Raw genomic sequence first — 25697 nt, 5'->3', positions numbered from 1 at the left:
ACCCGCCCTTAACCAGGGCGCCATAAATGGCCCCCCTACGGTTTGGTGGGGGCCGCGCATCGTATCGCGGATTTTTTGCAGGGGTCGCATTTATGCGACCCTGGCCGCAGACCGTATCGCGGGTTACGTCATTGCGTATCGTACCCGCCCTTAACCAGGGTGCCATAAATGGCCCCCCTACGGTTTGGTGGGGGCCGCGCATCGTATCGCGGATTTTTTGTAGGGGTCGCATTTATGCGACCCTGGCCGCAGATTACACGCAAACGAAAAAAGCCTGCTTTTTCAAGCAGGCTTTTCGAATATGGTCGGCGAGAGAGGATTCGAACCTCCGACCCACTGGTCCCAAACCAGTTGCGCTACCAAGCTGCGCTACTCGCCGATTTTTTACTTCTTTACTTCTGTTACTAAAATTCTGCCTGGTGCGAAGAGAGGGACTTGAACCCTCACGTCCGTAAGAACACTAACACCTGAAGCTAGCGCGTCTACCAATTCCGCCACCTTCGCATGTCCCAGCAAAATCTGGGGTGGCTAATGGGACTCGAACCCACGACAACTGGAATCACAATCCAGGGCTCTACCAACTGAGCTATAGCCACCATAATTCTGGTGCGTAAGCTGTTACGCTTACTATTCACTGCATAACGCGGTTAAAACCAACCACCGAAGCTCTTGCGCCCAAAAGAAAATGGCGCGCCCGACAGGATTCGAACCTGAGACCTCTGCCTCCGGAGGGCAGCGCTCTATCCAGCTGAGCTACGGGCGCGTAGCGCCGTTGCGGATGGGCATACTACGTATTTGGCTTCACCCTGTCCAGTGCTTTTTAAAGAAAAAAACGCGTTTGGTTATGCTTTGTGCATTCCGTCGATAAATAGCGCAATTTCACGCTTATAAGCTAAAAAATTGCTGGATTAATCAGCAGCCTCAGAGATCGCCCCTCCAGTGATAGCGCAAATATTTCAGCAGCTTTAACTGCCGGCGCCAGCGTGAAGGCTGCCGGATCAGCCGATAGAGCCACTCCAGCCCCAGACGCTGCCAGAGACGCGGTGCACGGGTAACGTTGCCGGTAAAAACATCATAGGTGCCGCCTACTCCCATATAGAGTGCGTCGGGCCAGTGCTGGCGGCAGTCACGCATCAGAAGCTCCTGACGTGGTGAACCCTGCGCTACGGTAACGATTTTTGCGCCGCTCGCAGCGATACGTGCAAACAGCGCCTCGCGGTCAGCCGGGGCAAAATAGCCGTTCTGGCTGCCGACAATATTTACGTTCCACTGACGCTGCAGTTTGTCGCAGGTCTCCTGCAGTACCTGCTCGCGGCCGCCAATTAAAAATACCGGAATCCCGGTGCGTCCGGCGCGCTCCATCAGCGCCTCCCACAGATCGGCACCGGCAATGCGGCTGACCTGCAGCTGCGGATACTTTTTGCGCAGCGAGCGGACAATACTGATGCCATCCGGATATTTAAACTCAGCTTCGCTAATCAGAGCGCGCAGCTGCGCATCTTCTTCCAGCGTCAGCATCTTTTCAGCATTGATTGCAATCAGCGTACCGCGCCGGGGTGTGTTATCAGGCAGCAGAAAGCTGACAAAGCTCTCCATATCGTTAAACGCGTGCAGATCAACGCCGCGTATCGCGTAATGCGGCTCAGTGGTCGTCATGGTTTTCATCTTCCGTTTTGCCCGATGATCAGGAGGAACCGCGCAGCGCCTGAACACGACGCGGACGAATAAGCCCTGCGCGCGCCAGCAGCCAGCTGAGCAGCTTTGCCAGGCCTGTACAGGCGGCAAAAATGATGCAGAAAAACACCACGCGCGAGCCGAATGCGTCCAGCCCCTCGCGAGCGAGAACGATCATGTTAAACACCGCACCGAAGCAGAAACTCTGCAGCACCGCGCCGCTATAGCGGTTGTCGCTGTCACGTCCCTGCGTATAAAGCGCGTCAAAGCCTTTCATCAGGAGGCCCACCGCTACCGCACCCAGCGGAATAAACAGCACGCCACCCATGATCAGCAGCGAACCGATCAGCGTCGGCGAAATGGCCAGGCCGGAGTGGTTATTCAGCACTTCCCAGGTAAAGTAGTTAGCGCTGTTCAGGATCGCAGAGGGACGATCGGGCCACAGCCAGCCCGGAATAAAGACATAAAAGTCGCGCCAGAGCGGCGCCAGCCCCTGAAAATCGATTTTGTCATAGTTCTGCAGCAGCAGCGCCAGGTTCTCCCACGGCGAGAACGTATCCCGCGTCAGGTAGAGAAACGTATAAAAGGCCTCTGCCCCGGCCACATCCAGGTTGTAGCGCCGCAGCGCCAGCCAGAACATACCGCAGATCGCCATCGCGCCTGCCCCTGCCAGCATCCAGAGCGTGATCCAGCCGCGCGTAATACCAATAAACAGAAACAGCGCAAAGGCGATGATGATGTTCGCGCGCGTACCGCCCACCAGCGCATAGGTCAGCAAGCCAAACGCCACCGTTACCAGCAGAAACAGCAGCCACTGCCGCTGTGTCGGATGCAGAAAATAGCGGATCAGCATCGCCGGAATAAAGAAATAGAAGAAGCGCTTGAGCGCCACGCCAGAAACCTCACTCGAGAAAATCTGGTTATAGGCCGAGAGCCGGAACAGCAGCAGCCCGTTGTGCATGAAAAACACGGTCACCGTGCCAATCGCCACCAGCGCCAGCAGCAGGCAGGTGAGATGCGTCTCCACCCGATCCATTACCAGCCACGGCTTGCGCGGCGCGGCGCTGACCGGTCGCAGCCGGACTTTATAACTGACGTAGTAAATAGCGTAGAAGCTGGTGGCTGCCAGCAGCGCCTGCAGCAGAAAGGCGGGCGGTACCACGGCCACATCAAAGCGGAATACCAGTACGCTGGTCAGCGGAAAACCAAAGTAGAAGGTCAGCAGAAACAGCAGCGTAAAGAAGAGATGAAAGTTAAAGCGCACGCGCCTGAACTCACGCCAGGTCAGCGTCAGGATAAAGCCCAGCGAGCAGAGATAAACCACCAGCAGACCACTAAACTGCAGCAGACTCATGATGCACTTCCTTCACTCAGGCTGAGCGCATGGCGCCAGCCGGCAAGATAGCCCGGCGCAAAAAAAGCGATGGCCGGTTTGTCGCACGCCGTCAGCTGGCGCTGCGCTTCCGCGATGCGGCTGGCATCAAGTTCGTCACAGCTGAACAGCACCGGGATGCCCTGCTCGCTGAGATCGCGCCAGAACGGATTTTTACGGTTCAGCACAAAGGGAATGTTAGCCTGAATCAGCAAACAGAGCGTGCCAATCCCCTGCTGCCGCTCAAACATAAAATAGCCAAGCTGGCAGCGTCTGAGCAACTGCAGGTAGGCTGGAAAATCGAGCCTGTCGCGGATCAGCGTAACCTGCCCGGCCGGAAACAGACGCTGCGCCGCCGCATCGATCTCATCAATATAGGCATAGTTGTTGGCCGGGTAGCCGAGCGGAACCAGCACGCTGACCTGCTCGCCAAACTGCCGGCGTATCGCCTGCAATCCTTCAATGTGCCGGTTGCTGCGGTCGCCGGAGTTGCCCAGCAGGATCGTCAGCGCACTGTCCGATGCTGTGGCTGCCGGCAGCGCAATATCAGGCATGCGCGTCGGAAAATAGAGCAGTGACGCCGGCACCTGCGGATGCCGCTGCTGATAAAAAAAGAGATCGCCGCGCGTAGCAAACACCTGTGCTATACGCCCCTGCGCGATGCGGCGCAGCAGATAGAACAGACGATATTTCAGCCCGGCACCCTCTTCATACAGGTCAGCTCCCCAGACATGCCAGAACGCCTGATGGCGGCGGATCTTTCCGCTGAGCAGCGCCAGCCAGATACGCGGGTTAAACTGTCCGTGAAAGAAAAAGCGCCGGGAGCGATCGGCGGCGCGCGCTATTACCGCCTGCGCCAGCGCGGCTTTAGTAGCGAAAGTTTCGATCTGCAGCTGACTACAGGCGGGCAGCGAGCCAGGCGCAGCAACCACCATAAAGCGGCGCGGCGCGGCGGCAGGCAATTCAGTGCCTATAACGTCATTAAAGAAACGCAGCACCGTCTGATTGTGATGCGGGATATCAGATCCCAGCACATGAAATAACGTCATTTTGTCCGGCAATAAATCAGGAAAGCGCCACAGCAAAGGGCAAAATAGAGTATATAGGTCGCCATATACGCCTGCGCTGCGCCAGTCGCGCCGTGAAGCGGGATCAGCCAGCGCGAAAACAGCGTCAGCAAAGCAAACTGGCTGATCTCGGTGAGAATATAGAAGCGCAGCGACGCTTTGGCGATCACCAGATATCCGAAAACATAGGCGCCGACTTTAAAGAGATCGCCACATAACTGCCAGATAAAAAGATCGCGCATGCCGCTAAACTGCGGGGAAAACAGCAGCCAGATCGCCATGTCGCGCAGCAGCCAGACCGCGAAACTGGCGGCCGCTACCGCCGGCAGTACAAATCGCAGCGCGCGGCCTATCTCCCGTGCAATCTGCGGCTTATGCTCCAGGCGTGCCAGCGTCGGCAGCAGCCAGACGCTGAAAGTAGCGGTAATAAACTGCAGATAGGCGTCAGAGATCGTCGTCACGCCCTGCCATAATCCCACCTGCGCCCAGCCCTGCTGTTCCGCCAGCAGATTACGCATCATTACCCACGCAACCGGCAGCGTGATCGACGTTATCAGCGCCATCAGCGTATATTTTGCCAGGTTGCGTGCCAGTTCCGGCTGCCATACTGGCCTGAGCCAGCGCAGCGGCAGCACCGCACGATGGCGCCGCAGCATAATCAGCGCCGGTATCACCAGCAGCGCCGGGACCAGCGCCAGTCCCGCCAGCGCCCCCTGATAACCGCCCAGCCACCAGCAAATAATATAACCGGCCACCCCTGTCAGGCTGCCGGTTATCAGCGCCAGCGCATTGCCGCGCGCATCGCGAAAGCCTTTCAGCAGCGCCAGTGCCAGATTCGCCCAGGCGATGCCAAACTGCAGAAACGCCACGATGCGCACCACGCTCTGGTAGTGCTCGTGCCCAAACAGCATCCGGCTGACCGGTGCCGCACCCAGCAGCAGACTCGCGGCCAGCAGCGCCGAAAAGCCCAGCACCATCGCAGAGGCCGTACCGGTCAGCGCCCGCAGCTGCGCAGGTTCATGCTGCAGCTGCGCCACGCTGGCGGTCACGCCATTAAAAATGCCTGCGCCAGCCAGTACGCCGAGCACGGTAATCAGCTGCCGGAAGTTACCCGCCTGCCCGACGCCTTCCGGACCGAAACTCAGCGCCAGCAGCTTTATCACCAGCAGGCCAGCCGCAATTTTTACCAGCGTGGAGGTTGCGGTCCAGACCGATGCTTTTGCCAGCGACATCAGGCAAAGTAGCTCAGCAGAGAGCTAATCACGGTACGCTGATTGTTATCTGACAGGTTATAGAACAGCGGCAGGCGCAGCAGGCGCTCGCTGTCGCGCGTGGTGACGCGATCTTCACCGTGGAAGCGGCCAAATCGCTCACCGGCAGGCGACGTATGCAGCGGAATGTAGTGAAACACCGTGAGGATCTCCGCTTCTTTCATCCAGCGTATCAGCGCTTCGCGATCGTCACTATCGCGCAGTTTCAGATAGAACATATGCGCATTATGACGGCAGCTATCCGGCACTGCCGGCAGCGCGATCCGCCCCTGAGCCGCCAGCGGCTGCAGCGCGTCGTAGTAGCGCTGCCACAGTCGCAGTCGCTGCTGGTTGATGGTCTGCGCCGCTTCCAGCTGCGCCCAGAGATAGGCTGCCTGCAGATCGGCCATCAGGTAGCTTGAGCCGATATCGCGCCAGGTGTATTTATCCACCTGACCACGGAAAAACTGACTGCGGTTGGTACCTTTTTCCCGGATAATTTCAGCACGCTCGGTGAGCGCCGCATCATTTATCAGCGTCGCACCGCCTTCACCTCCGGCGGTGTAATTTTTCGTTTCGTGAAAGCTAAAGCAGCCGATGTGCCCGATGGTGCCAAGCGCGCGGCCTTTATACTGTGACATGACGCCCTGTGCAGCATCTTCAATGACATAAAGCTGATGCTTTGCGGCCAGCGCCATAATGGTGTCCATTTCACACGCCACGCCCGCATAGTGTACCGGTACGATAGCGCGCGTTTTCGGCGTGATCGCAGCCTCAATCAGTGTCTCATCGATGTTCATCGTATCCGGGCGCACGTCAACAAAGACAATGGTGGCGCCGCGCAGCACAAACGCGTTTGCGGTGGAGACAAAGGTATAGCTCGGCATGATCACTTCATCACCGGGCTCGATGTTGATCAGCAGCGCTGCCATCTCCAGCGAGGCGGTGCAGGAGGGCGTCAGCAGCACTTTTTTACTGCCAAAATGCTGCTCCATCCACTGCTGGCAGCGGCGGGTAAAGCCGCCGTCACCGCACAGCTTGCCGCTGGCCATCGCCGACTGCATATAGTCTGTTTCAGTGCCCACCACAGGGGGCGCGTTAAAAGGGATCATGATGCTTTCCTGTAAAACCAGTAGGCGGTGCTTTCCAGCCGGGCACCGCAGCGTAAATAGAGGCGCATCGCTGCAAGATTGCTGAGCTGCGTGGCAACTCGCAGCTGCGCCAGCTGGCGCACCCGGCCCCAGTCAGCCGCAGCCAGCAGCAGACGCTGGCCAATACCCTGCGACCGGGCATCAGGCAGCACCGCCAGCAGTCCGATACGCACATCGCCGTTCACTTCACGCAGGGAGACAAAGCCCTGCAGGCTGCCCTGTTCATCGCAGGCGATCAGACACTGGTGATCGAAGGTGCCGCGCACCGCGTTTTCAATCCACTGCGCATAAAACCGGCCGCTGTCGGCCGCGTCAAACCACGGGGCACGAAACCGGCTCTGGCTGAAGGCTTCTGCAGCGGCGGCACGCAACGCCGGGATTTGCGCCTCACGCGCAATTCGTACGCCAGGCTGACGCGCCGTCTGCGTCAGCGGTAACGTCAGATCGGCTTCTCCCTCAACCAGCTGAAAGCCGTGCTGGCAGACCGCATCAATCGCCGCGGTCTGCTCTGCCGGCACTTTTATCTGCAGCAGGCCTGTCGCCTGCTGCAGCGCCTGCGGCAACGTTAGTTCACCCTGCAGCGTCAGGCGCGCCGTGGGCTGATGAAAGAAGTCACTCTCCCACTCAAGGGGATCAATACTGACGCGGACGGGCATGTAAAATATCCAGCAGATACTGGCCGTAGCCGGTTTTGGTTAACGCCTCGCCTGCCGCCTGTAGCTGAGCATCGCTCAGCCAGCCGTTGCGCCAGGCAATCTCTTCCAGGCAGGCTATCTTGAATCCCTGCCGCTTTTCTACCGTCTGCACAAAGACGCTGGCTTCAACCAGGCTGTCATGCGTACCGGTATCCAGCCAGGCGAACCCGCGACCCAGCAGCTCAACAGAGAGTGAGCCAGCCTCCAGGTACATCTGGTTAATCGCCGTAATCTCCAGCTCACCGCGCGCCGAGGGCTGGACGCGCTTTGCAAACTCCACCACGCGGCGATCGTAAAAATAGAGTCCGGTCACCGCCCAGCGCGATTTTGGCTGCGCCGGCTTCTCTTCGATTGAAAGCGCATTAAACGCCTCATCAAATTCCACCACGCCGAACCGCTCGGGATCCATCACCTGGTAAGCGAAGAGCGTCGCGCCTTCCGTTCGGGCAGCCACTTTTTTCAGCTTCGGACTAAAACCCTGACCAAAGTAGAGATTGTCGCCCAGCACCAGACAGCAGTGGTCGTCACCAATAAACGATTCACCAATAATAAACGCCTGCGCCAGTCCATCGGGGCTTGGCTGTTCAGCATAGGAGAGCCGGACACCAAACTCACTGCCATCCCCCAGCAGACGCTCAAAGTGCGCCCGGTCTTCAGGCGTGGTAATGATCAACACATCGCGGATGCCTGCCAGCATCAGGACAGAAAGGGGATAATAGATCATCGGCTTGTCATACACCGGCAGCAGCTGCTTGGAAATTGCGCGGGTAATCGGATGCAGGCGCGTTCCTGAACCACCCGCCAGAATAATACCTTTCATCATTGCTCCTTCTGGCTCTGCTTCAGCGCGATGCGGTTAAGCCGAGGCGTTCAGCGCGATAGCTGCCGTTGAGAATAGCCTGCCACCACTGCGGGTTGGCCAGATACCACTCCACCGTTTTACGTATGCCGCTCTCAAAGGTTTCCTGTGGCGTCCAGCCCAGCTCGCGGGCAATTTTGCTGGCATCGATGGCGTAACGCAGATCGTGTCCGGGACGGTCGCTAACAAAGGCGATCAGCTCGCGGTAGCTGTTAATCGCCGCAGGACGCTGCCCGGCGGCAAGCTCATCGAGCAGATCGCACAGGGCGTGCACTACCTCAAGATTACGTCGCTCATTATGCCCGCCAATATTGTAGGTCTCTCCTGCTTTGCCGTGACTGACAACGGTATAGAGCGCGCGCGCATGATCTTCCACATAGAGCCAGTCGCGGATCTGGCTGCCGTTGCCGTAGACCGGCAGCGCCTTGCCCGCCAGCGCATTGATGATAGTCAGCGGGATCAGCTTCTCCGGAAAATGGCACGGGCCATAATTATTGGAGCAGTTGGTGACGATCACCGGCAGTCCATACGTTCGCATCCAGGCACGCATCAGATGATCGCTGCTGGCTTTTGATGCGGAGTAGGGGCTGCTCGGCGCATAAGGCGTGGTTTCGGTGAAAAAATCATCCGTACCGTGCAGATCGCCAAAGACTTCGTCTGTGGAAATATGGTGCAGCAGGAAGCCAGCTTTGCGCGTGCTCTCCATCGCCTGCCAGTAGTGGCGTACCGCTTCCAGCAGATGATAAGTGCCGACAATATTGGTTTCGATAAAGGCAAATGGCCCATCAATCGAGCGGTCGACGTGGCTTTCTGCTGCCAGATGCATTACGCAGTCGGGCTGATACTGCGCCAGCACCCGATCAAGCTCCGGCCGGTTACAGATATCAACCTGCTCAAAGGCAAAACGCGGATGCTGCTGCACGCCCGCCAGCGACGCCAGATTGCCGGCGTAGCTTAGCTTATCCACCACCACGACCTGATGCTCCGTGCTTTCAATCAGAAAGCGCACCAGCGCTGAGCCTATAAATCCCGCGCCGCCGGTGATCAGAAAGCGTTTCATCGCCATACCCCTTTGGTATCGACAATCCACGGCTGGGCAATCTGCGCAGCGTCAATGGCCCGGAACTGTGCATGATCAACCAGCATCACCAGAATGTCAGCCTGCTGTAGCGCCTGCTCCACGGATACCAGCGAGGCGTCCTGCCCCAGCCGGTCAGGAATCGACGTAACGTGCGGCTCGACAACCCAGGTCTCTCCGCTGTGCCACGCCGCAATGCGCTGCGCGACCGCCATCGCCGGGCTCTCACGCAGATCGTCGATATCGGGCTTAAACGCCAGCCCGAAACAGGCAATAGCGATCTCGCTGGCGCGCTTATCGCTCTGCGTCGCGCACTCCGCCAGCGCCTGTTTTACCTGCTCCAGTACCCAGCCAGGTTTGGCATCATTCACTTCACGCGCGGTGCGAATCAGCCGCGCCTGCTGCGGGTTCTGCGCCACAATAAACCACGGGTCGACGGCAATACAGTGTCCGCCCACGCCCGGTCCGGGCTGCAGAATATTGACGCGCGGATGCCGGTTCGCCAGCGCAATCAGCTCCCAGACGTTGATCTTCTGATCGGCGCAGATCAGCGACAGCTCATTAGCAAAAGCGATATTGACATCGCGGAAGCTGTTTTCCGTCAGCTTGCACATCTCCGCCGTACGCGCGTTGGTTTCAACGCAGGCTCCGCGCAGGAAAATACGGTACAGCTCGCTGGCACGCGCCGAACAGGCGGGCGTCATGCCGCCAATCACGCGATCGTTCTCCAGCAGTTCGGTCATCACCTTGCCGGGCAGCACCCGCTCCGGACAGTAGGCGATAAAGATATCGCTCTCGCCCTCATGCTGAGGAAAACGCAGATCGGGACGCGCCTCGGCCAGCCATTCCGCCATCTGCTCTGTGGCGCCGACCGGCGAAGTCGACTCCAGAATCACCAGATCGCCTGTTTTCAGTACCGGTGCCAGCGACAGCGCGGCCGCGCGGACAAAGCTCAGGTCTGGCTGATGATCGTTCATAAAGGGCGTGGGGACAGCGATCAGAAACGCATCTGCCGGTTCTGCCGTCGTGGTGGCGCGCAGCAGCCCCTGCTGCACCGCCTGCCGGACCACCTCGCCGAGATCGGGCTCCACGATGTGGATTTCCCCCCGGTTAATGGTTTCAACGGCGCGCAGATTGACATCCACGCCCACGACCTGTTTTCCCCTTGAAGCGAAAACGGCTGCCGTTGGCAGCCCGATGTAACCCAGTCCGATCACGGAAATGGTATTAAAAGACATAATTAAACTCTGTTGTTGTTCAGCGCCTGCAGAATGCGTGCGCAGGCGTGGCCGTCGCCATAAGGGTTGTGTGCCCGGCTCATACTCTGCCACGCCTCTTCGTCCTGCAGCAGCAGGGTGACTTCAGCGACAATGGTATCGACATCGGTGCCAACCAGTTTTACCGTCCCTGCCGCGACCGCTTCCGGCCGCTCCGTGGTATCGCGCATCACCAGCACCGGTTTCCCCAGCGACGGCGCCTCTTCCTGAATTCCGCCGGAATCGGTGAGGATCAGCCAGGCACGGTTCATCAACCAGACAAACGGCAGATACTCCTGCGGTTCGATCAGAATAATATTGTCGATACCGCTAAGTATCCGGTTAACCGGCTCGCTGACGTTGGGATTGAGATGCACCGGATAGACGATCTGCGCCTGCGGATGAAGGCGCGCAATCTGCGCCAGCGCACTGCAGATACGCTCAAAGCCCTTACCAAAACTTTCGCGCCGGTGACCGGTAACCAGGATCAGCTTTTTGTCCGATTCCAGAAACGGATAGTGCGCCGCCAGACGGGCATTGAGATCGGCGTTGGTCAGCACGCGATCGCGCACCCACAGCAGCGCGTCGATTACCGTATTGCCGGTGACAAAGATACGCGCATCAGGCAGGTTTTCCCGCAGCAGGTTCTGCCGCGATGTGGTGGTCGGCGTGAAGTGATAGCTTGCCAGATGGCCTGTGAGCGTGCGGTTAGCCTCCTCCGGCCAGGGCGACATCAGATTACCGGTGCGTAAACCAGCCTCGACGTGTCCCACCGGGATCTGCTGATAAAAGGCCGCCAGGCTGGCCGCCAGCGTGGTGGTGGTATCACCGTGCACCAGCACCACATCAGGTTTAAAATCGGCTAAAACGGTTTTCATGCCCTGCAGAATACGGCAGGTAATCTCAGTCAGCCCCTGCTCCGGGCGCATGATATTTAAATCGTAATCGGGCTGCAGCTGAAACAGATGCAGCACCTGATCGAGCATTTCACGGTGCTGTGCGGTGACGCACAGGCGGGATTCAAACGCAGCATCCTGCGCCAGTGCCTGCACCAGCGGCGCCATTTTGATGGCTTCAGGACGGGTGCCAAATACAGTCAGTACTTTCACGCTGATTCTCTTATTGGCGAATAGCTGATAACGCGCGCGGCCGGCGCACCAGCGCCACACCCGCTCCGACCAGCGCCCCGATCGCTCCCCACATCACCATCATAAACAGACGGCGCGGGCTGTCGCGTGAAACGGGCTCTTCCGGCGTACGCAGGTAGCGGTAAGTCTGGAACTGTTTATCAAGGCGTGGGCCAGCCTGTAACGTGCTCAGCATCGCCCTGTTTTGATCATAGCTCAAATCGTAGGCGGGGCCGCTGGCCTGCAGCATATCGAGCTGCGCCTGTAGCCGCTGCTGGCCCAGTAAAAAGCGATCGCTCTCTGGCAGGCTCTCACCTGCAGCAGGCGCACGGTTATCGGTAATACCCTGCTGACTGGCGAGCTTCAGCGCCTGCCCAATGCGCTGACGCTGGCGATCGTACACCGCCTGCGCCACCGCCTGCTGCCGGTCAACCTGCGACTGCAGCTGCACGTTACGCGCCTGCCATGCGCCTTTCAGCTCTTCATTCAGATGGCGTGCCGCACGCTCGCTGGCGTAAGCAATATACTGACGCAGAAGATTGTTAGCATCACCGGCGGTTTCTGCCACCAGCCGCACCGTATCAAGCGTGTTGTGCGCACTATCTGCCGGCATAAACTGGATGTTGGTGATCATATCGTCCAGCAAGGCCGCATCATTATGCGCATTACCACTTTTACGGCTTTTAAAATAGTCGGTCTGCTGCCAGAAATCGCGCCGCGTATCCCATGAAGCGAGCTGCATGGTGAACTCCTGATAGACCTCATCCATTACGGTAGGGGCCGGATTATTCAGGCTCAGCGTATTGCTGTGGATATCGAGGTTGTTCAGAAACTGCTGCTGTACATAGTAGTCGCCCAGCATGTTAACCGTAGGCCTGTCGGTGACTGCCGTGGTGCTCCACGCCTGCTTCATCAGCATTGAAGCGAGCCAGGCCAGCAGGGCAAACAGAACAGCGCAGCCCGCTATCCAGCGTTTACCGCGCCACAGCGTGCAGCCCAGGCCGCGAATATCCAGTTCGTTCTCCACAACAGAGTTCATAACAGCGGTGTCCTTATCTGATGCTTATCCAGGTCATGTTTTATTGATATGCGCTTGATTCCATCTGCGCTTGAGACGGCGAATCATTCGTGCCATACGCCACGCGTGTTTAATGCAGTAGCCATAGAGCAGAAATGCTACCAGGAAGAGCACCAGCATGACCCACTCAGGTATGAACGCCAGATATTCGCCGAGCACGCCGATGCCTGCCAGCAGCGCCGCCGCCAGCGTGATCAGTAAAAAAGCCTGACGTGACGAGAAACCGGCACGCATGATGAGATGGTGAATATGTTGCCTGTCGGCTGAGAATGGACTCATGCCCTTGCGCAGCCGGCGATACATGATAGCCACCATATCCATCAGCGGGATGGCGATCAGCCACAGCGCTGTTACCGGCGTAATAGGATGGCTCAGGCCCTGTGTCGTTTCCAACAGGATCCAGATAATGGTGAAACCGATCATGGTGCTGCCGGCATCACCCATAAACACTTTATAGCGTTTGCCCAGAAAACCGAGGTTCAGCAAAATATAGGGAATAGTGGCGGCGATCATGGCAAAACACCACATTGCCAGGCTGGTCATGCCGTCAAAATAGAGAATGATCCCCATTGCACCGAACGTTACGCAGGAGAGTCCGCCCAGCAGACCATCGATACCGTCGACCATGTTAAACGCATTAATTGCCGCCCAGACGGCGAACAGCGTTAATACGTAGCCAAAGGGACCGACGACAATCTCCACCGGACCCACAATAAAACCGAGACTCAGCAAATAGAGCTTGGCGCCATACATCATGACAACGGCGATAATCGCCTGCATACAGGCGCGAAACTTTACGCTGATATCAAAGCGATCGTCGAGTGCGCCGACCAGCACCAGCACGCCGGCACAGAAGAGATAGAGCAGGCCGTTCGGCATATAGGACTGCGTAATAAGGAAAGCGAAGCAAACGCCAGCGTAAACGGAAATACCGCCAACGAGAGGGATAACGCCCTGATGCTTTTTCCTTGCATTAGGCTTATCAACTAATCCGATTTTTTTTGCGACCTTACGGGCCATAAAAAGGAATGCCAGAGAGAAGAGAAAAGTTAAACCCAGCTCTGCACCCATAGTGAGTAAATTCACATTAACGCTCTCAGCTAAAATCGTGGACAACAATAAGCAAAATCCCGGTTATTGCTGTATATCCCTGTCTGACCAGGCCGCAGCGCGCGCGGTTGCTGAAAAAATCGCCGCCTTTCTGCTTGCGTCATTCTAAAACTTTTCTGACTCGCCTAATCCTAATGCGCACAAATAAAAAACGCCACGATAAGCCGTGGCGTTTAACAGAAATAATGCCGATTTATTACCTGCGTAACAATATCATTGTTTCGCTTTTAACCGCTTATGAACGCTTCATCATGTCGAAGAATTCATCGTTGGTTTTGGTCATCGCCAGCTTGTTGATGAGGAACTCCATCGCGTCAATCTCGCCCATCGGGTGAATAATTTTGCGCAGGATCCACATCTTCTGCAGCTCTTCCTGAGAGGTGAGCAGCTCTTCTTTACGGGTACCGGAACGGTTGTAGTCAATTGCCGGGAAGACGCGTTTTTCCGCAATCTTACGCGACAGGTGCAGTTCCATGTTACCTGTACCTTTAAACTCTTCGTAAATGACTTCATCCATTTTCGAACCGGTATCAACCAGCGCTGTGGCGATGATAGTCAGGCTACCGCCCTCTTCCACGTTACGTGCTGCACCGAAGAAACGCTTCGGACGATGCAGGGCGTTGGCATCAACACCACCGGTCAGGACTTTACCTGAGGCAGGAACCACGGTGTTATACGCACGCGCCAGACGGGTGATTGAGTCGAGCAGGATGATGACATCTTTTTTATGCTCAACCAGGCGCTTGGCCTTTTCGATGACCATTTCAGCAACCTGCACGTGGCGGGATGCAGGCTCATCGAAGGTAGAGGCGATAACTTCACCTTTAACCAGACGCTGCATCTCGGTCACTTCTTCCGGGCGCTCGTCAATCAGCAGCACCATCAGGACGCAATCCGGATGATTATACGCAATGCTCTGCGCAATGTTCTGCAGCAGCATGGTTTTACCCGCTTTTGGCGGTGCCACAATCAGGCCACGCTGGCCGCGGCCAATTGGCGACGCCAGATCCAGCACGCGAGCGGTTAAGTCTTCAGTTGAGCCATTACCCCGCTCCATACGCAGACGACTGTTAGCGTGCAGCGGCGTGAGGTTTTCGAACAGAATCTTACTGCGGGCGTTTTCCGGCTTGTCGTAGTTAACTTCGTTAACTTTCAGCAGGGCAAAATAGCGCTCACCCTCTTTTGGCGGACGGATTTTACCGGAAATGGTGTCGCCGGTACGCAGGTTAAAACGACGAATCTGGCTGGGGGAAACATAGATATCGTCAGGACCGGCGAGGTAGGAGCTGTCTCCGGAACGGAGGAATCCAAATCCGTCCTGCAATATCTCCAGCACGCCATCACCAAAGATGTCTTCGCCGCTCTTCGCATGTTGTTTGAGGATGGCGAAAATAATGTCCTGTTTGCGCATGCGCGCCAGGTTTTCCAGCCCCATATTTTCGCCGAGAGTAATCAGCTCAGAAACCGGCGTATTCTTTAATTCGGTAAGATTCATAGTGATGGGTTCTTAAACTCGGGGTAATTCTCGAAATGATTGTCGTGAATGGTATGGCAAAAATTCCATGCCTGTTAATGGCTCTTTTTCAACACTGCTCGGCGGGTATCGTCTGATAGAGCGATAGGAAGCGAGAGACGGTCGAAAGATGATGCCGGGTATGCTAGCCGTCAGATTGCCAAACCACAAAAACGTTCAACTCGAGCGGGGTCTGACAAGAGAAATCTTTAGATGCAAACTACAAAGGTAAGTGCGTAATGCAGTATCGTCAAATTAGCACGCCTGACCAGCGGCGTCCAGCAGTGGCGAAAAAATTCACCACTGCGGAACAGAGCGCGTTGCGCTTACGCCAGATTGGCGTTCAGGAACTCTTTCAGCTGGCCTTTAGACAGCGCACCCACTTTAGTTGCCGCCACTTCGCCGTTTTTAAACAGCAGCAGGGTCGGAATACCACGGATGCCATATTTTGGCGCGGTACCTGGGTTCTCATCAATGTTCAGCTTGGCGATGGTAAGCTTACCGTCGTACTCTTCAGCAACTTCATCGAGGATCGGGGCGATCATTTTGCAAGGACCACACCATTCAGCCCAGAAGTCAACCAGGGTAACACCCTCGGCTTTCAGCACGTCAGTATCGAAACTGTCATCGGTGAGGTGAACGATTTTATCGCTGCTCATGTTTAACTCCAAAGATTATGCCTGGCGAATTGGCGTAAAATATACCAACGTTGGTTAACTTTATTTCATCGGATACGCTTTCGTAAAGCGATAGTAAGCTGATATTCTACCACACTATGAGCAAAACACACTTAACCGAACAGAAGTTTTCCGACTTCGCCCTGCACCCTCAGGTCGTGGAAGCCCTTGATACTAAAGGCTTTCAGCATTGCACGCCTATTCAGGCGCTCGCACTGCCTTTTGCGCTTTCAGGGCGTGATGTTGCGGGTCAGGCGCAAACCGGTACCGGCAAAACGATGGCGTTTCTGACGTCAACGTTTCATTATCTTCTTTCTCACCCTGCAGCTGAAGGGCGCCAGGTTAACCAGCCACGTGCGCTGATCATGGCCCCTACGCGCGAGCTGGCCGTACAGATTCACGCCGATGCGGAGCCGCTGGCTAAAGCGACCGGCCTGAAAATGGGTCTGGCTTACGGCGGCGACGGCTATGACAAGCAGCTTAAAGTGCTCGCTGACGGTGTCGACATCCTGGTGGGCACTACCGGACGTCTGATTGATTACGCAAAACAGAACCATGTGAATCTGGGCGCTATTCAGGTTGTGGTGCTGGACGAAGCCGATCGCATGTTCGATCTCGGCTTTATTAAAGATATTCGCTGGCTATTCCGCCGCATGCCGCCTGCCACGCAGCGTCTGAGCATGCTGTTTTCCGCAACGCTCTCTTACCGCGTCCGGGAACTGGCGTTTGAGCATATGAACAACGCGGAATATGTCGAAGTAGAACCGGAACAGAAAACCGGCCACCGCATCAAAGAAGAGCTCTTCTATCCATCCAATGAAGAGAAGATGCGTCTGCTGCAGACGCTGATCGAAGAAGAGTGGCCCGATCGCGCCATCATCTTTGCTAACACCAAGTATCGCTGTGAAGATATCTGGGGCCATCTGGCCGCCGACGGTCATCGCGTCGGTCTGCTGACCGGTGATGTCCCGCAGAAAAAGCGCCTGCGCATTCTCGATGATTTCACCAAAGGCGACGTGGATATTCTGGTAGCAACGGATGTTGCGGCGCGCGGTCTGCATATTCCGGCCGTAACGCACGTCTTTAACTACGATCTGCCGGACGATCGCGAAGATTACGTTCACCGTATTGGTCGTACCGGCCGTGCCGGCGCCAGCGGACACTCTATCAGCCTCGCGTGTGAAGAGTATGCGCTGAATCTGCCCGCGATTGAGGAGTATATCGGTCACGGCATTCCGGTCAGCAAATACAACAGCGATGCGCTGCTCAGCGATCTGCCACCGGCAAAACGTCTGCAGCGCAACCGCACCGGCAACGGTCAGCGTCGCGGCGGCAATAACAGTAATCGCCGGAGCAGCGCGCCCCGTAATCATAACCGTAAACGCCCAGGTTAATCCCACATGCTAAGCGCATCATCACTCTATGCAGCGATCGACCTCGGGTCTAACAGCTTTCATATGCTGGTGGTGCGTGAAGTTTCCGGCACTATTCAGACCGTGGCGCGCATCAAGCGCAAAGTCCGGCTGGCAGCAGGACTTAATGCTGACAGCGAACTCTCTGCTGAGGCGATGCAGCGCGGCTGGCAGTGCCTGAAGCTGTTTTCGGAACAGCTGCAGGATATCCCGCCAGAGCAGATCCGCGTGGTGGCGACCGCCACGCTGCGCATCGCACGCAACGCGCCAGACTTTCTGACCACCGCTGAAGCGATCCTGGGCTGTCCGGTCAATGTTATCAGCGGTGAGGAAGAAGCGCGCCTGATCTATCAGGGCGTGGCCCATACGACTGGCGGCTCCGACCAGCGTCTGGTAGTCGATATTGGCGGCGGCAGCACCGAACTGGTTACCGGTGAAGGTTCGCACGCAACCACGCTGTTCAGCCTTTCAATGGGCTGCGTCACCTGGCTGGAGCGTTTTTTCAGCAATCGCCATCTGACGCAGGACAATTTTGACCGGGCAGAACAGGCGGCGCGCGACATGCTGCAACCCGTGGTAGCGCCGCTGCGTGAGAAAGGATGGCAGGTCTGCGTCGGTGCATCCGGTACGGTTCAGGCTCTGCAGGAGATCATGGTGGCGCAGGGGATGGATGAGCGTATCACCCTGAGTAAACTGCAGCAGCTGAAGCAGCGCGCTATTCAGTGCGGCAAGCTGGAAGAGCTGGAAATTGAAGGGCTGACGCTGGAGCGTGCGCTGGTCTTTCCCAGCGGTTTGTCGATTCTCATCGCCATTTTCAACGAACTGAATATTGATAGCATGACGCTGGCAGGCGGCGCGCTGCGCGAAGGTCTGGTGTATGGCATGCTCCATCTGCCGGTCAATCGCGATATCCGCAGCCGTACGCTGCATAATGTGCAGCGCCGTTTTTCTATCGATGTGGAACAGGCTGACCGGGTGCAGCAGCTGGCTGAACGTTTTTTTCGTCAGGTCAGCCAGAGCTGGAAGCTTGACCAGCGCTGTCGCGATCTGCTGTTAAGCGCCTGTGCCGTACACGAAATTGGCCTGAGCGTCGATTTTCGTCAGGCTCCCCGGCACGCCGCCTATCTGATCCGCCATCTCGATCTGCCTGGCTTTACGCCCGCGCAGAAAAAAGTGCTCGCCTGTTTGCTGCAGAACCAGAGCGGCAGTATCGATCTGGCTCTGCTGGCCCAGCAAAATGCCGTGCCGCCGCGTACGGCAGAACGCCTGAGCCGCCTGCTGCGCCTGGCGATTATCTTCTCCACGCGTCGCCGTGACGATACGCTTCCGGCGGTACGCTTACTGGCAGAAGAGGATACGCTGCACCTTACGCTGCCGGCGGGCTGGCTGGAGGCGCATCCGCTGCGCGCCGAGCTGCTGGAGCAGGAGAGCCACTTTCAGTCCTACGTTCACTGGCTCCTGACCTTCTCCTGATGACGTGACGGCTGCCACTACTTTTTTGCATTCGCCAGCATTGCCCGCAACCCGGCCACCCGGGTTTGCCCGGTTTTAACGCGCTCTTCTGCGCTTACCACTTTTTTCTCACGCTCCCACTCGACGTCATCCTGCGGCAGTTCCAGCAAAAAACGGCTGGGTTCAGGACGAATCAGCTCACCATACTGGCGACGCTCCCGGCAGAGCGTAAAGGTCAGCTCTTTCTGTGCGCGCGTAATGCCTACATAGGCGAGACGCCGCTCCTCTTCGATGTTGTTCTCATCAATGCTGCTCTGATGCGGCAACAGACCCTCTTCCATGCCGACCAGGTAGACATAGGGAAATTCCAGCCCTTTTGATGCGTGCAGCGTCATCAGCTGAACCTGGTCGAGATCTTCATCACTCTCTCCCCGCTCCATCATATCGCGCAGGGTAAAGCGCGTGACAACCTGTGCCAGCGTCATGGGCTCATTCAGCTCATCACCTTCAAGCATTTCCGTCATCCACTGGAACAGCGTATTGACGTTTTTCATCCGCATCTCTGCGGCTTTCGGACTGCCGGAGGTCTCAAACAGCCAGCTCTGATAGTCGATACCGCGGATCAGATCGCGCACCGCGCTGATCGGCTCCCGTTCAGTCAGCTGCACAATCTCATTCAGCCAGTGGGTAAAACGCTGCAGATGCTCCAGACCGCGCCCGCTTAGCGTCTGAGCCAGCCCCATGTCAAAACTGGCATTAAACAGGCTCTTATTACGCAGCGTGGCCCACTCACCCAGCTTCTGCAGCGTGGCCGGGCCGATTTCGCGACGCGGCGTATTTACGATGCGCAGAAACGCGCTGTCGTCATCCTGATTAGTCAGCACGCGCAGATAGGCCAGCAGATCCTTGATCTCCGGGCGTGAAAAGAACGAAGTGCCGCCGGAAATACGGTAGGGAATGCGGTTCTGCATCAGCAGCTTTTCAAACACGCGCGACTGATGATTGCCGCGATAGAGAATGGCGTAATCTTTATACTGGGTGCGGTTGATAAAGTGATGTGCGATCAGCTCGCCGGTTACGCGCTCCGCTTCGTGGTCTTCATTATTCGCGCTCAGCACCTTCAGCGATTCGCCTGACCCCAGTTCAGAAAAGAGACGCTTTTCAAACACGTGCGGGTTATTGGCGATCAATATATTAGCCGCTTTGAGAATACGCTGCGTGGAGCGATAGTTCTGCTCCAGCTTCACGACCTCCAGCGCCGGAAAGTCCTCTTTCAGCAGCACCAGGTTTTGCGGACGCGCCCCGCGCCAGGAGTAGATAGACTGATCGTCATCGCCCACCACGGTAAATCGCGCGCGCGCGCCGACCAGCAGTTTTACCAGCTCATACTGGCTGGTGTTGGTATCCTGATACTCATCCACCAGCAGATAGCGAATACGCTGCTGCCAGCGTTCGCGTACCGCCTCATTACGCTGCAGCAGCAGCGTGGGCAGCAGGATGAGATCGTCAAAATCGAGCACGTTGCACGATTTGAGATGCCGATCATAGAGCTGATAGCAGTGCGCAAATATCTGGTCACGCTGGGATTTTGCTATTGCTGCCGCACCCTGCGGATCGATCAGATCGTTTTTCCAGTTAGAGATCGTGGCAATCAGCTGCTGCAGCTGTGTTTTATCCTCTTCCAGCCACTGGCTGGTCAGCTCTTTCAGCAGCGCCAGCTGATCCTGGTCGTCAAACAGCGAAAAGCTCGATTTCATCCCCAGCGCGGCATATTCACGCTTGATAATCTCCAGCCCCAGCGTATGAAAGGTTGAAATCATCAGGCCGCGCGCCTCTTTGCGTCCCAGCGTTTGCGCCACGCGCTCTTTCATTTCGCGCGACGCCTTATTGGTAAACGTCACCGCAGCAATGTGGCGCGCCTGATAGCCGCATTCGCGGATCAGGTGAGCGATTTTATTGGTAATGACGCGGGTTTTACCGGACCCCGCCCCCGCCAGCACCAGGCAGGGGCCGGTGACAAATTCGACAGCACGTTGTTGGCCGGGGTTTAAACGCATAAAAAACATCACTCGATTGAATCAGACAGGAAGAATTACATCGCGTCGCAGGGTGCGTACCTGAACGCAAAGGTCGCCATCAATGGCGCCCCTGCAACTGACGCGCACTACGCTATAATGCGCCGCACATTATACATAACAGGAGAGCACCATGGCGAAAACCGCAGCAGCTTTACATATCCTTGTGAAAGAGGAAGCACAGGCGAAAGCCCTGCTGGCGCAGCTGGAGAAAGGAGGCAACTTTCAGCAGCTGGCAAAAAAACATTCAACCTGCCCGTCCGGACGCAACGGCGGTGATTTGGGCGAGTTTCGTCAGGGACAGATGGTGCCGGCTTTTGATAAAGCGGTTTTTACCTGCCCGCTGCTGAAGCCTTACGGACCGGTAAAAACCGCGTTTGGTTACCACATCATTAAGGTGCTATGGCGCAGTTAATCACTTCTGGCTCTTCATCTGCTGCAGCACATTGCTGCACTGATTAGCGTCGGTGTCGCTGGGTGAAATCAGCGCCAGCAGCGCGGCAGCCGGTGCCACAACCGCCCCCAGCGCTACGGCCGCCGCACCGCGTGCAATAAGCGGCCCGGTTTTAACCCCGGCATCCGGATTTTTAAAGGTTCCGCGCACGTAGAGCGGAGAACGCAGCGTAATAATGCGAATGCCTTTGCTCTCCGGATTTACCGACAGATCGAGTCGCTCGCTGGCAAAGTTAACGTTGCCGGTGACGTTGATTACCGCATTTTCGGTATCAAACACGAACAGGCGCGGCGTTGCAACGCCCTGGCGCAGCGTAAGATCGGTGGCGGCACAGTTGATGCGCACTTCATCATCACCAAACAGTTTACCCACCACGTAGTTTCCGACGTTAAGCCCGGCAATTTCCATCAGGCTGCGGCTGATGAGGCCATTGTTCATCAGCAGGCGCAGCTGACCGTTGCTGCTGCCCAGCAGTGCGGCAACCGAATTGCCGGTACCGCTTAGCGTTGCGTCTCCGTTGAGCTGGCCCAGGCTGCGCTGCATGGCGGTTACATCAGGGAACAGCTGGCGCAGCTGCAGTTTGCGCGCGTGCAGATCGGCGCGGCCGCGCATCGGTGAACGGCTGCCCTCAAGCCGGATAGTGGTATTGATATTGCCGCCGGCCATGCCGAAGCGCAGCGGATCAAGCAGCAGATCGCCTTTTTCCAGCGTCAGATGCGTATAGAGGTCGCTGAGCGGCAGCTTGCTGCTGTGCTCAATGCGCTTGCCGCTAAACTTCACGTCGGCATCCATCGCATCCCAGCTTTTGGTTTCAAACTTATCGTAAGGCAGCACGCGATCGGCAGGCTGCGTGGCGGCTTCACCACGCTGCGCCTTCGCCCGCGCCGTTTTCTCACTCCCTTTACCGGAATCAACGCCAATCAGCGGGCCGAGATCGGCCATGCGCAGCTGACGGGAAGTGAGTTCGCCGCTCAGCTTCGGCCGGGGTTTGCCCTGACGATAGGTGAGCGATCCATGGATATCACTGTCACCGATATGGCCATTAAACTTTTCATAGCGGAACAGCGCGCCTTTGGCGTCATTAAAGCGGGCAGTCAGATGACCGTCAGTTTCATAAGGGGGGGTATCAGGCAGCAACACGCCGGTTAAGCCATAGAGATTGGCCAGCGTATCGCCGGAAAATCGCAGGCGCACATCCAGCCCGCCCAGGTTCAGCGGATCCTGCAGCGTGCCTTCCAGCCTTACCCGCGTGGTGCCGTTACGCAGATCGGCCTGCAGCGGAAATGGCGTGGTTTTGCTGCGCAGTGAGAGCATACCGCCAATTCTGCCGTCGCCGGAAAGCGGCTGCTGGTTATAGGTGCCTTTCGCCTGCCAGCCAAAAACAAAATCGCCAGCGCCTTTCTGCTTATCATCGCCGCCGGTAACCTGAGCATAAGGCACGGGTTTACCGAGTGAGTTGATATTCACCGTTACATCCGCTTTGTTGATCGCATCGCGGTAGCGCAGCTGCCCCTGATCAAACAGAATATTATCCATGCGGAATGACCAGGCTGAGGGAGCGGCGTCAGCCTCGCTGTTTTCGCTGCTGGCGAGCGTAAATGTCCAGTTATTCTTCTTGCTGGCGAGCTGTATCAGACGCGCGTCGGGCTGCTGCAGCTTGATCCAGGGCAGGTAGATCTCTTTGTGCAGCAGCGCCAGGGGGGCCAGCGTCGCATCAACGCGCTGCAGGTGTACCATCGTCACGTCAGGAATGTCGGGCGGATTGCCCAGCATGATATCTTCAGCGTGTACCTGCGGCCAGGGGATCCAGCTGCGCCAGCCCGGCTCAGCGCGGTTACGCGCCCAGTGTACGCCAAGGTCGCCGCGTATCGCGAAAGGACGGTTCAGCTCTGCTGACACTTTCTGATTAATGGTTGGTTTCAGGCGGTTCCAGTCAAAGGTGGCAATTACCACAACCAGTACCACGATCAGTAACAGCAGAATGCCCGCCACCCAGCTGGCAGCTTTTCCCGTGCGAGTCATGCTTTTTCCTCCTTGTTCTCACGTCTCATTAAAGATAGTCGAGACGCGGCGTAACAACATCAGAGAAGCATCAACGGCAGCGATCTCAGCTCACTAAAAGGAAGCGGACGGGAAAAAAAGTATCCCTGAGCTGCAATAGCGGGTGAGGATTGTACCTGGCGCCACTCCTCTTCGGTTTCCACGCCCTCAACTATTACGCCATTGCAGTAGCGATTAATAAGCGTCAGCAGCGTTGAGAAAAGGACTCGCCCCTCTTCTGACGCGCGCAGCAGCATAAAGAGTTCACGCGATAATTTGATGTAGTCATAGCGCAGTTCGGTCAGCGCGGAAAAATTTGCCATGCCGGAGCCAAAATCATCCAGCCATAGCGGCCCCAGCTCCGGCATCTGCGCCACCATCTCCTCCTGCGGCAGCGCATGATGCTCAGTGAGTTCAAAGCGCACCCACGGCAGCTGGCCAATCAGCCGTCGCAGGGCCGGATGCTGCTGTATCGCCAGCAGCGTCGGCCCGTCAATATTGACCGATGCCACCAGCTGATGGCGGATAAAAAAGCGGGACCACGTCAACAGCAGAGTAAGTTGTTCATGCACCACATCCAGCCGCTGCTCTGTCGATAGCGCAGCAAAGTAGCTTTCCGGTGAAAGACGCTTTTCCGGCATAGCCGCGTGCGTAACGGCGGTCAGCAGCTCAATCGCCAGCAGGCGGCCAGATATCTGATAAATAGGCTGAAAAGTATAAGTACGCTGGCACTGCTGCCGGAAAAATGCGATATCCGGTTGCGCATGTTTGAGAGAAACAGGCAGCCGGTGTCCGGAATTCTTCATCACCATGGTTTTTTCCTGGTCGGTGGTGAGTGCCTGCAGAAAGCAACCCGGCGGCAAGTATCGGCTGGTCCCTGGATAACTTTATCGCTTTGTGCAGCCATATAGGGCGTCGAGTCTAACAGCGCGCCTTTGCCTTAATCGCAGAAACAGAGGATGCTTTGTCTGCTAAATCGTCGCCGGAGGGCGATTTAAAGACTTAAGGCAAACTGACGCGCCAGAAAACCGGCCGCCGGAAGGGTTCGGAAAAAGGCGCAGCCGGAGGGATTTCTCCGCTGAAATTTCCCGTGACTGGTTTGACTTACTACTCTGTTTTATCCTGTTCATTGCGCTTAGTACGCCTCTTCCATCTTTCGCACTTTATCTGAAGTGTGCACTTATTATCTTCGCTAAACATAACTGTTTAAATTCAGTCCCTTGAAAGAGAATTCCCGCCTGCCAGGTATAGTCTGATTCTCGCTGGTTATCGTTTTTTCGGCTGGACGACAACGCAAAAGAAGACCATCTTTTAATCAATAACAGCAGGACGCTGTTCCTTCGGCCGCAGAAAAACAACGACTATACGCCCTGCTCAGGACAGATTTATGCACACAGAAATTATCAATATCTGGCCATCCGGTGATGCGCCAGGCGCCAGTGACTCCCGCGCTCAGCCGCAGATTGTTGACCTGGCTAAAGAGTATGAGCCTTACGATCGCGCAGCCACCGGCGTGCGCTGCCCGGAAATGGCTATCTGGTATCCGGAAACCTCCAACGGGATCACCCTGCTGGTGGCACCGGGCGGCGGTTATCAGCGGGTGCTAATCGATCGTGAAGGCAGCGCGCTGGCCACGTTTTTTACCTCGATGGGCTATACGCTGGCCGTAATGACATATCGCCTGCCCTATGACGGGCATCATGAAGGCGCGGATGCACCGCTGGCCGATGCCCAGCGGGCGGTCCGCGTGCTGCGCGAACGGGCGCAGCAGGGCAAAAACGGTAAGTACATTGTGATGATGGGCTTTTCCGCAGGCGGCCACGTTGCGGCCTCGCTGGGAACGCGGTTTAACGAGAAGCTCTATCCGGTCCAGGATCGTATCGATGCGCTCTCACCGCGCCCCGACGCTATGGTGCTGATCTACCCGATTATCAGTATGCGTGACGGCCTGGCACACGAAAGTTCACGCACGCGCCTGCTGGGCGCCTGGCCGGATCAGAAAAGTATCGATGCCTATTCGCTGGAGACGCGCGTGCACGCGCAAACACCGCCAGCCCTGCTGATCCATGCGGCTGACGATGAAGCGGTTTCCGTTAACCACAGCATGCTGTTCTTCAGCGCGCTGCGTGAACATAAAATTCCGGCCGAGATCCATTTTTATCAGAAAGGCGGGCACGGTTTCGGTATCCGCGGCGTAGCCGATCTGCCACTGGCAAGCTGGCCGATGCTGGTCACCGAATGGCTGCGGGCGAAAACCTGACGTTGTTACGCCCTGCGCGGAATTCATCACAGGGGGCGCATTTATGCGCCCCGGGCCGGCCATGTGCACGGTGGCCATTAATAACGTCATCACGTCC

General features: G+C 56.8%; 21 protein-coding genes and 4 tRNA genes. 4 read left to right on the top strand and 21 right to left on the bottom strand.

The window, feature by feature from the left end:
- Positions 1-302 precede the first annotated feature (302 nt).
- From FS690_RS13970 to trxA, 18 genes are all read right to left on the bottom strand, one after another.
- Positions 303-379: transfer RNA gene (locus tag FS690_RS13970), tRNA-Pro, on the bottom strand.
- A 38-nt stretch (positions 380-417) separates the two neighbouring features.
- Positions 418-504: transfer RNA gene (locus FS690_RS13965), tRNA-Leu, on the bottom strand.
- 16 nt (positions 505-520) lie between these two features.
- A tRNA-His gene (locus FS690_RS13960) sits at positions 521-596 on the bottom strand.
- Positions 597-686: 90 nt separating this feature from the next.
- Positions 687-763, bottom strand: a tRNA-Arg gene (locus FS690_RS13955).
- A 158-nt stretch (positions 764-921) separates the two neighbouring features.
- The gene (wecG, locus tag FS690_RS13950; protein ID WP_175540443.1) at positions 922-1665 is read right to left on the bottom strand and encodes a lipopolysaccharide N-acetylmannosaminouronosyltransferase; all 744 of its coding nucleotides are present in this window, start codon (positions 1663-1665) and stop codon (positions 922-924) included.
- Positions 1666-1684: 19 nt separating this feature from the next.
- The gene (wzyE, locus tag FS690_RS13945) at positions 1685-3028 is read right to left on the bottom strand and encodes an ECA oligosaccharide polymerase (RefSeq protein WP_145339796.1); all 1344 of its coding nucleotides are present in this window, start codon (positions 3026-3028) and stop codon (positions 1685-1687) included.
- A complete protein-coding gene (locus FS690_RS13940) occupies positions 3025-4095 on the bottom strand; it encodes a TDP-N-acetylfucosamine:lipid II N-acetylfucosaminyltransferase (RefSeq protein ID WP_145339795.1) in 1071 nt (356 codons plus the stop codon). The genes wzyE and FS690_RS13940 overlap by 4 nt, the downstream gene beginning before the upstream one ends.
- A complete protein-coding gene (wzxE, locus tag FS690_RS13935) occupies positions 4092-5345 on the bottom strand; it encodes a lipid III flippase WzxE (protein ID WP_145339794.1) in 1254 nt (417 codons plus the stop codon). Before wzxE ends, FS690_RS13940 begins: the two co-directional genes overlap by 4 nt.
- Positions 5345-6475 carry a dTDP-4-amino-4,6-dideoxygalactose transaminase gene (gene rffA / locus FS690_RS13930; RefSeq protein WP_071668217.1) on the bottom strand — a complete coding sequence of 377 codons (1131 nt, stop codon included), beginning with the start codon at positions 6473-6475 and terminating at the stop codon, positions 5345-5347. Before rffA ends, wzxE begins: the two co-directional genes overlap by 1 nt.
- Positions 6472-7170 (bottom strand): dTDP-4-amino-4,6-dideoxy-D-galactose acyltransferase, encoded by a 699-nt coding sequence (gene rffC / locus FS690_RS13925; protein ID WP_039381720.1) that lies wholly within the window; start codon positions 7168-7170, stop codon positions 6472-6474. Before rffC ends, rffA begins: the two co-directional genes overlap by 4 nt.
- Positions 7148-8029: a glucose-1-phosphate thymidylyltransferase RfbA gene (gene rfbA, locus FS690_RS13920; protein ID WP_039381718.1), complete on the bottom strand. Its 882-nt coding sequence runs from the start codon at positions 8027-8029 to the stop codon at positions 7148-7150. Before rfbA ends, rffC begins: the two co-directional genes overlap by 23 nt.
- A 22-nt stretch (positions 8030-8051) precedes the next feature.
- Positions 8052-9128: a dTDP-glucose 4,6-dehydratase gene (gene rfbB, locus FS690_RS13915; protein ID WP_104085860.1), complete on the bottom strand. Its 1077-nt coding sequence runs from the start codon at positions 9126-9128 to the stop codon at positions 8052-8054.
- On the bottom strand, positions 9125-10384 hold the full coding sequence (gene wecC / locus FS690_RS13910; protein ID WP_071668218.1) for a UDP-N-acetyl-D-mannosamine dehydrogenase: 1260 nt from the start codon (positions 10382-10384) through the stop codon (positions 9125-9127). The genes rfbB and wecC overlap by 4 nt, the downstream gene beginning before the upstream one ends.
- 2 nt (positions 10385-10386) lie before the next feature.
- The gene (gene wecB / locus FS690_RS13905) at positions 10387-11511 is read right to left on the bottom strand and encodes a non-hydrolyzing UDP-N-acetylglucosamine 2-epimerase (protein ID WP_039385676.1); all 1125 of its coding nucleotides are present in this window, start codon (positions 11509-11511) and stop codon (positions 10387-10389) included.
- Positions 11512-11521: 10 nt separating this feature from the next.
- Positions 11522-12568, bottom strand: a complete 1047-nt coding sequence (wzzE, locus tag FS690_RS13900) for an ECA polysaccharide chain length modulation protein (protein WP_145339793.1) — start codon at positions 12566-12568, stop codon at positions 11522-11524.
- A gap of 33 nt (positions 12569-12601) precedes the next feature.
- Positions 12602-13678, bottom strand: a complete 1077-nt coding sequence (gene wecA, locus FS690_RS13895; RefSeq protein ID WP_071668220.1) for a UDP-N-acetylglucosamine--undecaprenyl-phosphate N-acetylglucosaminephosphotransferase — start codon at positions 13676-13678, stop codon at positions 12602-12604.
- A 274-nt stretch (positions 13679-13952) separates the two neighbouring features.
- Positions 13953-15212: a transcription termination factor Rho gene (gene rho / locus FS690_RS13890; protein WP_039381703.1), complete on the bottom strand. Its 1260-nt coding sequence runs from the start codon at positions 15210-15212 to the stop codon at positions 13953-13955.
- Between the two features lie 344 nt (positions 15213-15556).
- Positions 15557-15889: a thioredoxin TrxA gene (trxA, locus tag FS690_RS13885; protein WP_039381699.1), complete on the bottom strand. Its 333-nt coding sequence runs from the start codon at positions 15887-15889 to the stop codon at positions 15557-15559.
- 116 nt (positions 15890-16005) lie between these two features.
- On the opposite strand from trxA, the gene rhlB reads away from it, so the two are divergent.
- A complete protein-coding gene (rhlB, locus tag FS690_RS13880; protein ID WP_094111166.1) occupies positions 16006-17301 on the top strand; it encodes an ATP-dependent RNA helicase RhlB in 1296 nt (431 codons plus the stop codon).
- 6 nt (positions 17302-17307) lie between these two features.
- Positions 17308-18792 carry an exopolyphosphatase gene (gene ppx, locus FS690_RS13875; protein ID WP_145339792.1) on the top strand — a complete coding sequence of 495 codons (1485 nt, stop codon included), beginning with the start codon at positions 17308-17310 and terminating at the stop codon, positions 18790-18792.
- Positions 18793-18809: 17 nt separating this feature from the next.
- Here the strand turns inward: ppx and rep are convergent, their stop codons facing one another.
- Positions 18810-20828: a DNA helicase Rep gene (rep, locus tag FS690_RS13870; RefSeq protein ID WP_039385675.1), complete on the bottom strand. Its 2019-nt coding sequence runs from the start codon at positions 20826-20828 to the stop codon at positions 18810-18812.
- A gap of 151 nt (positions 20829-20979) precedes the next feature.
- On the opposite strand from rep, the gene ppiC reads away from it, so the two are divergent.
- Positions 20980-21261: a peptidylprolyl isomerase PpiC gene (ppiC, locus tag FS690_RS13865; RefSeq protein ID WP_039381691.1), complete on the top strand. Its 282-nt coding sequence runs from the start codon at positions 20980-20982 to the stop codon at positions 21259-21261.
- On the opposite strand, the gene FS690_RS13860 is transcribed toward ppiC, so the two are convergent.
- Positions 21262-23322, bottom strand: a complete 2061-nt coding sequence (locus FS690_RS13860) for an AsmA family protein (RefSeq protein ID WP_108570100.1) — start codon at positions 23320-23322, stop codon at positions 21262-21264.
- 59 nt (positions 23323-23381) lie between these two features.
- Positions 23382-24152: a cyclic-guanylate-specific phosphodiesterase gene (gene pdeH, locus FS690_RS13855; RefSeq protein WP_104085862.1), complete on the bottom strand. Its 771-nt coding sequence runs from the start codon at positions 24150-24152 to the stop codon at positions 23382-23384.
- A 575-nt stretch (positions 24153-24727) separates the two neighbouring features.
- Between pdeH and FS690_RS13850 the strand changes: the two genes are divergently transcribed.
- A complete protein-coding gene (locus FS690_RS13850) occupies positions 24728-25600 on the top strand; it encodes an alpha/beta hydrolase (RefSeq protein WP_039381681.1) in 873 nt (290 codons plus the stop codon).
- Positions 25601-25697 lie beyond the last annotated feature (97 nt).

It is taken from the genome of Pantoea sp. PSNIH1, assembly GCF_007680655.1.
GTDB lineage: Bacteria > Pseudomonadota > Gammaproteobacteria > Enterobacterales > Enterobacteriaceae > Pantoea > Pantoea eucrina.
Note: the sequence above shows the minus strand (reverse complement) of the source record. Positions and strands in the feature narration are given on the sequence as shown.

Bases quoted from the DNA above. Each gene is read 5' to 3' on its own strand.
- wecG (WP_175540443.1), bottom strand. From the start codon at position 1,665: ATGAAAACCATGACGACCACTGAGCCGCATTACGCGATACGCGGCGTT.
- wzyE (WP_145339796.1), bottom strand. From the start codon at position 3,028: ATGAGTCTGCTGCAGTTTAGTGGTCTGCTGGTGGTTTATCTCTGCTCG.
- FS690_RS13940 (WP_145339795.1), bottom strand. From the start codon at position 4,095: ATGACGTTATTTCATGTGCTGGGATCTGATATCCCGCATCACAATCAG.
- wzxE (WP_145339794.1), bottom strand. From the start codon at position 5,345: ATGTCGCTGGCAAAAGCATCGGTCTGGACCGCAACCTCCACGCTGGTA.
- rffA (WP_071668217.1), bottom strand. From the start codon at position 6,475: ATGATCCCTTTTAACGCGCCCCCTGTGGTGGGCACTGAAACAGACTAT.
- rffC (WP_039381720.1), bottom strand. From the start codon at position 7,170: ATGCCCGTCCGCGTCAGTATTGATCCCCTTGAGTGGGAGAGTGACTTC.
- rfbA (WP_039381718.1), bottom strand. From the start codon at position 8,029: ATGAAAGGTATTATTCTGGCGGGTGGTTCAGGAACGCGCCTGCATCCG.
- rfbB (WP_104085860.1), bottom strand. From the start codon at position 9,128: ATGAAACGCTTTCTGATCACCGGCGGCGCGGGATTTATAGGCTCAGCG.
- wecC (WP_071668218.1), bottom strand. From the start codon at position 10,384: ATGTCTTTTAATACCATTTCCGTGATCGGACTGGGTTACATCGGGCTG.
- wzzE (WP_145339793.1), bottom strand. From the start codon at position 12,568: ATGAACTCTGTTGTGGAGAACGAACTGGATATTCGCGGCCTGGGCTGC.
- wecA (WP_071668220.1), bottom strand. From the start codon at position 13,678: ATGGGTGCAGAGCTGGGTTTAACTTTTCTCTTCTCTCTGGCATTCCTT.
- rho (WP_039381703.1), bottom strand. From the start codon at position 15,212: ATGAATCTTACCGAATTAAAGAATACGCCGGTTTCTGAGCTGATTACT.
- trxA (WP_039381699.1), bottom strand. From the start codon at position 15,889: ATGAGCAGCGATAAAATCGTTCACCTCACCGATGACAGTTTCGATACT.
- rhlB (WP_094111166.1), top strand. From the start codon at position 16,006: ATGAGCAAAACACACTTAACCGAACAGAAGTTTTCCGACTTCGCCCTG.
- ppx (WP_145339792.1), top strand. From the start codon at position 17,308: ATGCTAAGCGCATCATCACTCTATGCAGCGATCGACCTCGGGTCTAAC.
- rep (WP_039385675.1), bottom strand. From the start codon at position 20,828: ATGCGTTTAAACCCCGGCCAACAACGTGCTGTCGAATTTGTCACCGGC.
- ppiC (WP_039381691.1), top strand. From the start codon at position 20,980: ATGGCGAAAACCGCAGCAGCTTTACATATCCTTGTGAAAGAGGAAGCA.
- FS690_RS13860 (WP_108570100.1), bottom strand. From the start codon at position 23,322: ATGACTCGCACGGGAAAAGCTGCCAGCTGGGTGGCGGGCATTCTGCTG.
- pdeH (WP_104085862.1), bottom strand. From the start codon at position 24,152: ATGGTGATGAAGAATTCCGGACACCGGCTGCCTGTTTCTCTCAAACAT.
- FS690_RS13850 (WP_039381681.1), top strand. From the start codon at position 24,728: ATGCACACAGAAATTATCAATATCTGGCCATCCGGTGATGCGCCAGGC.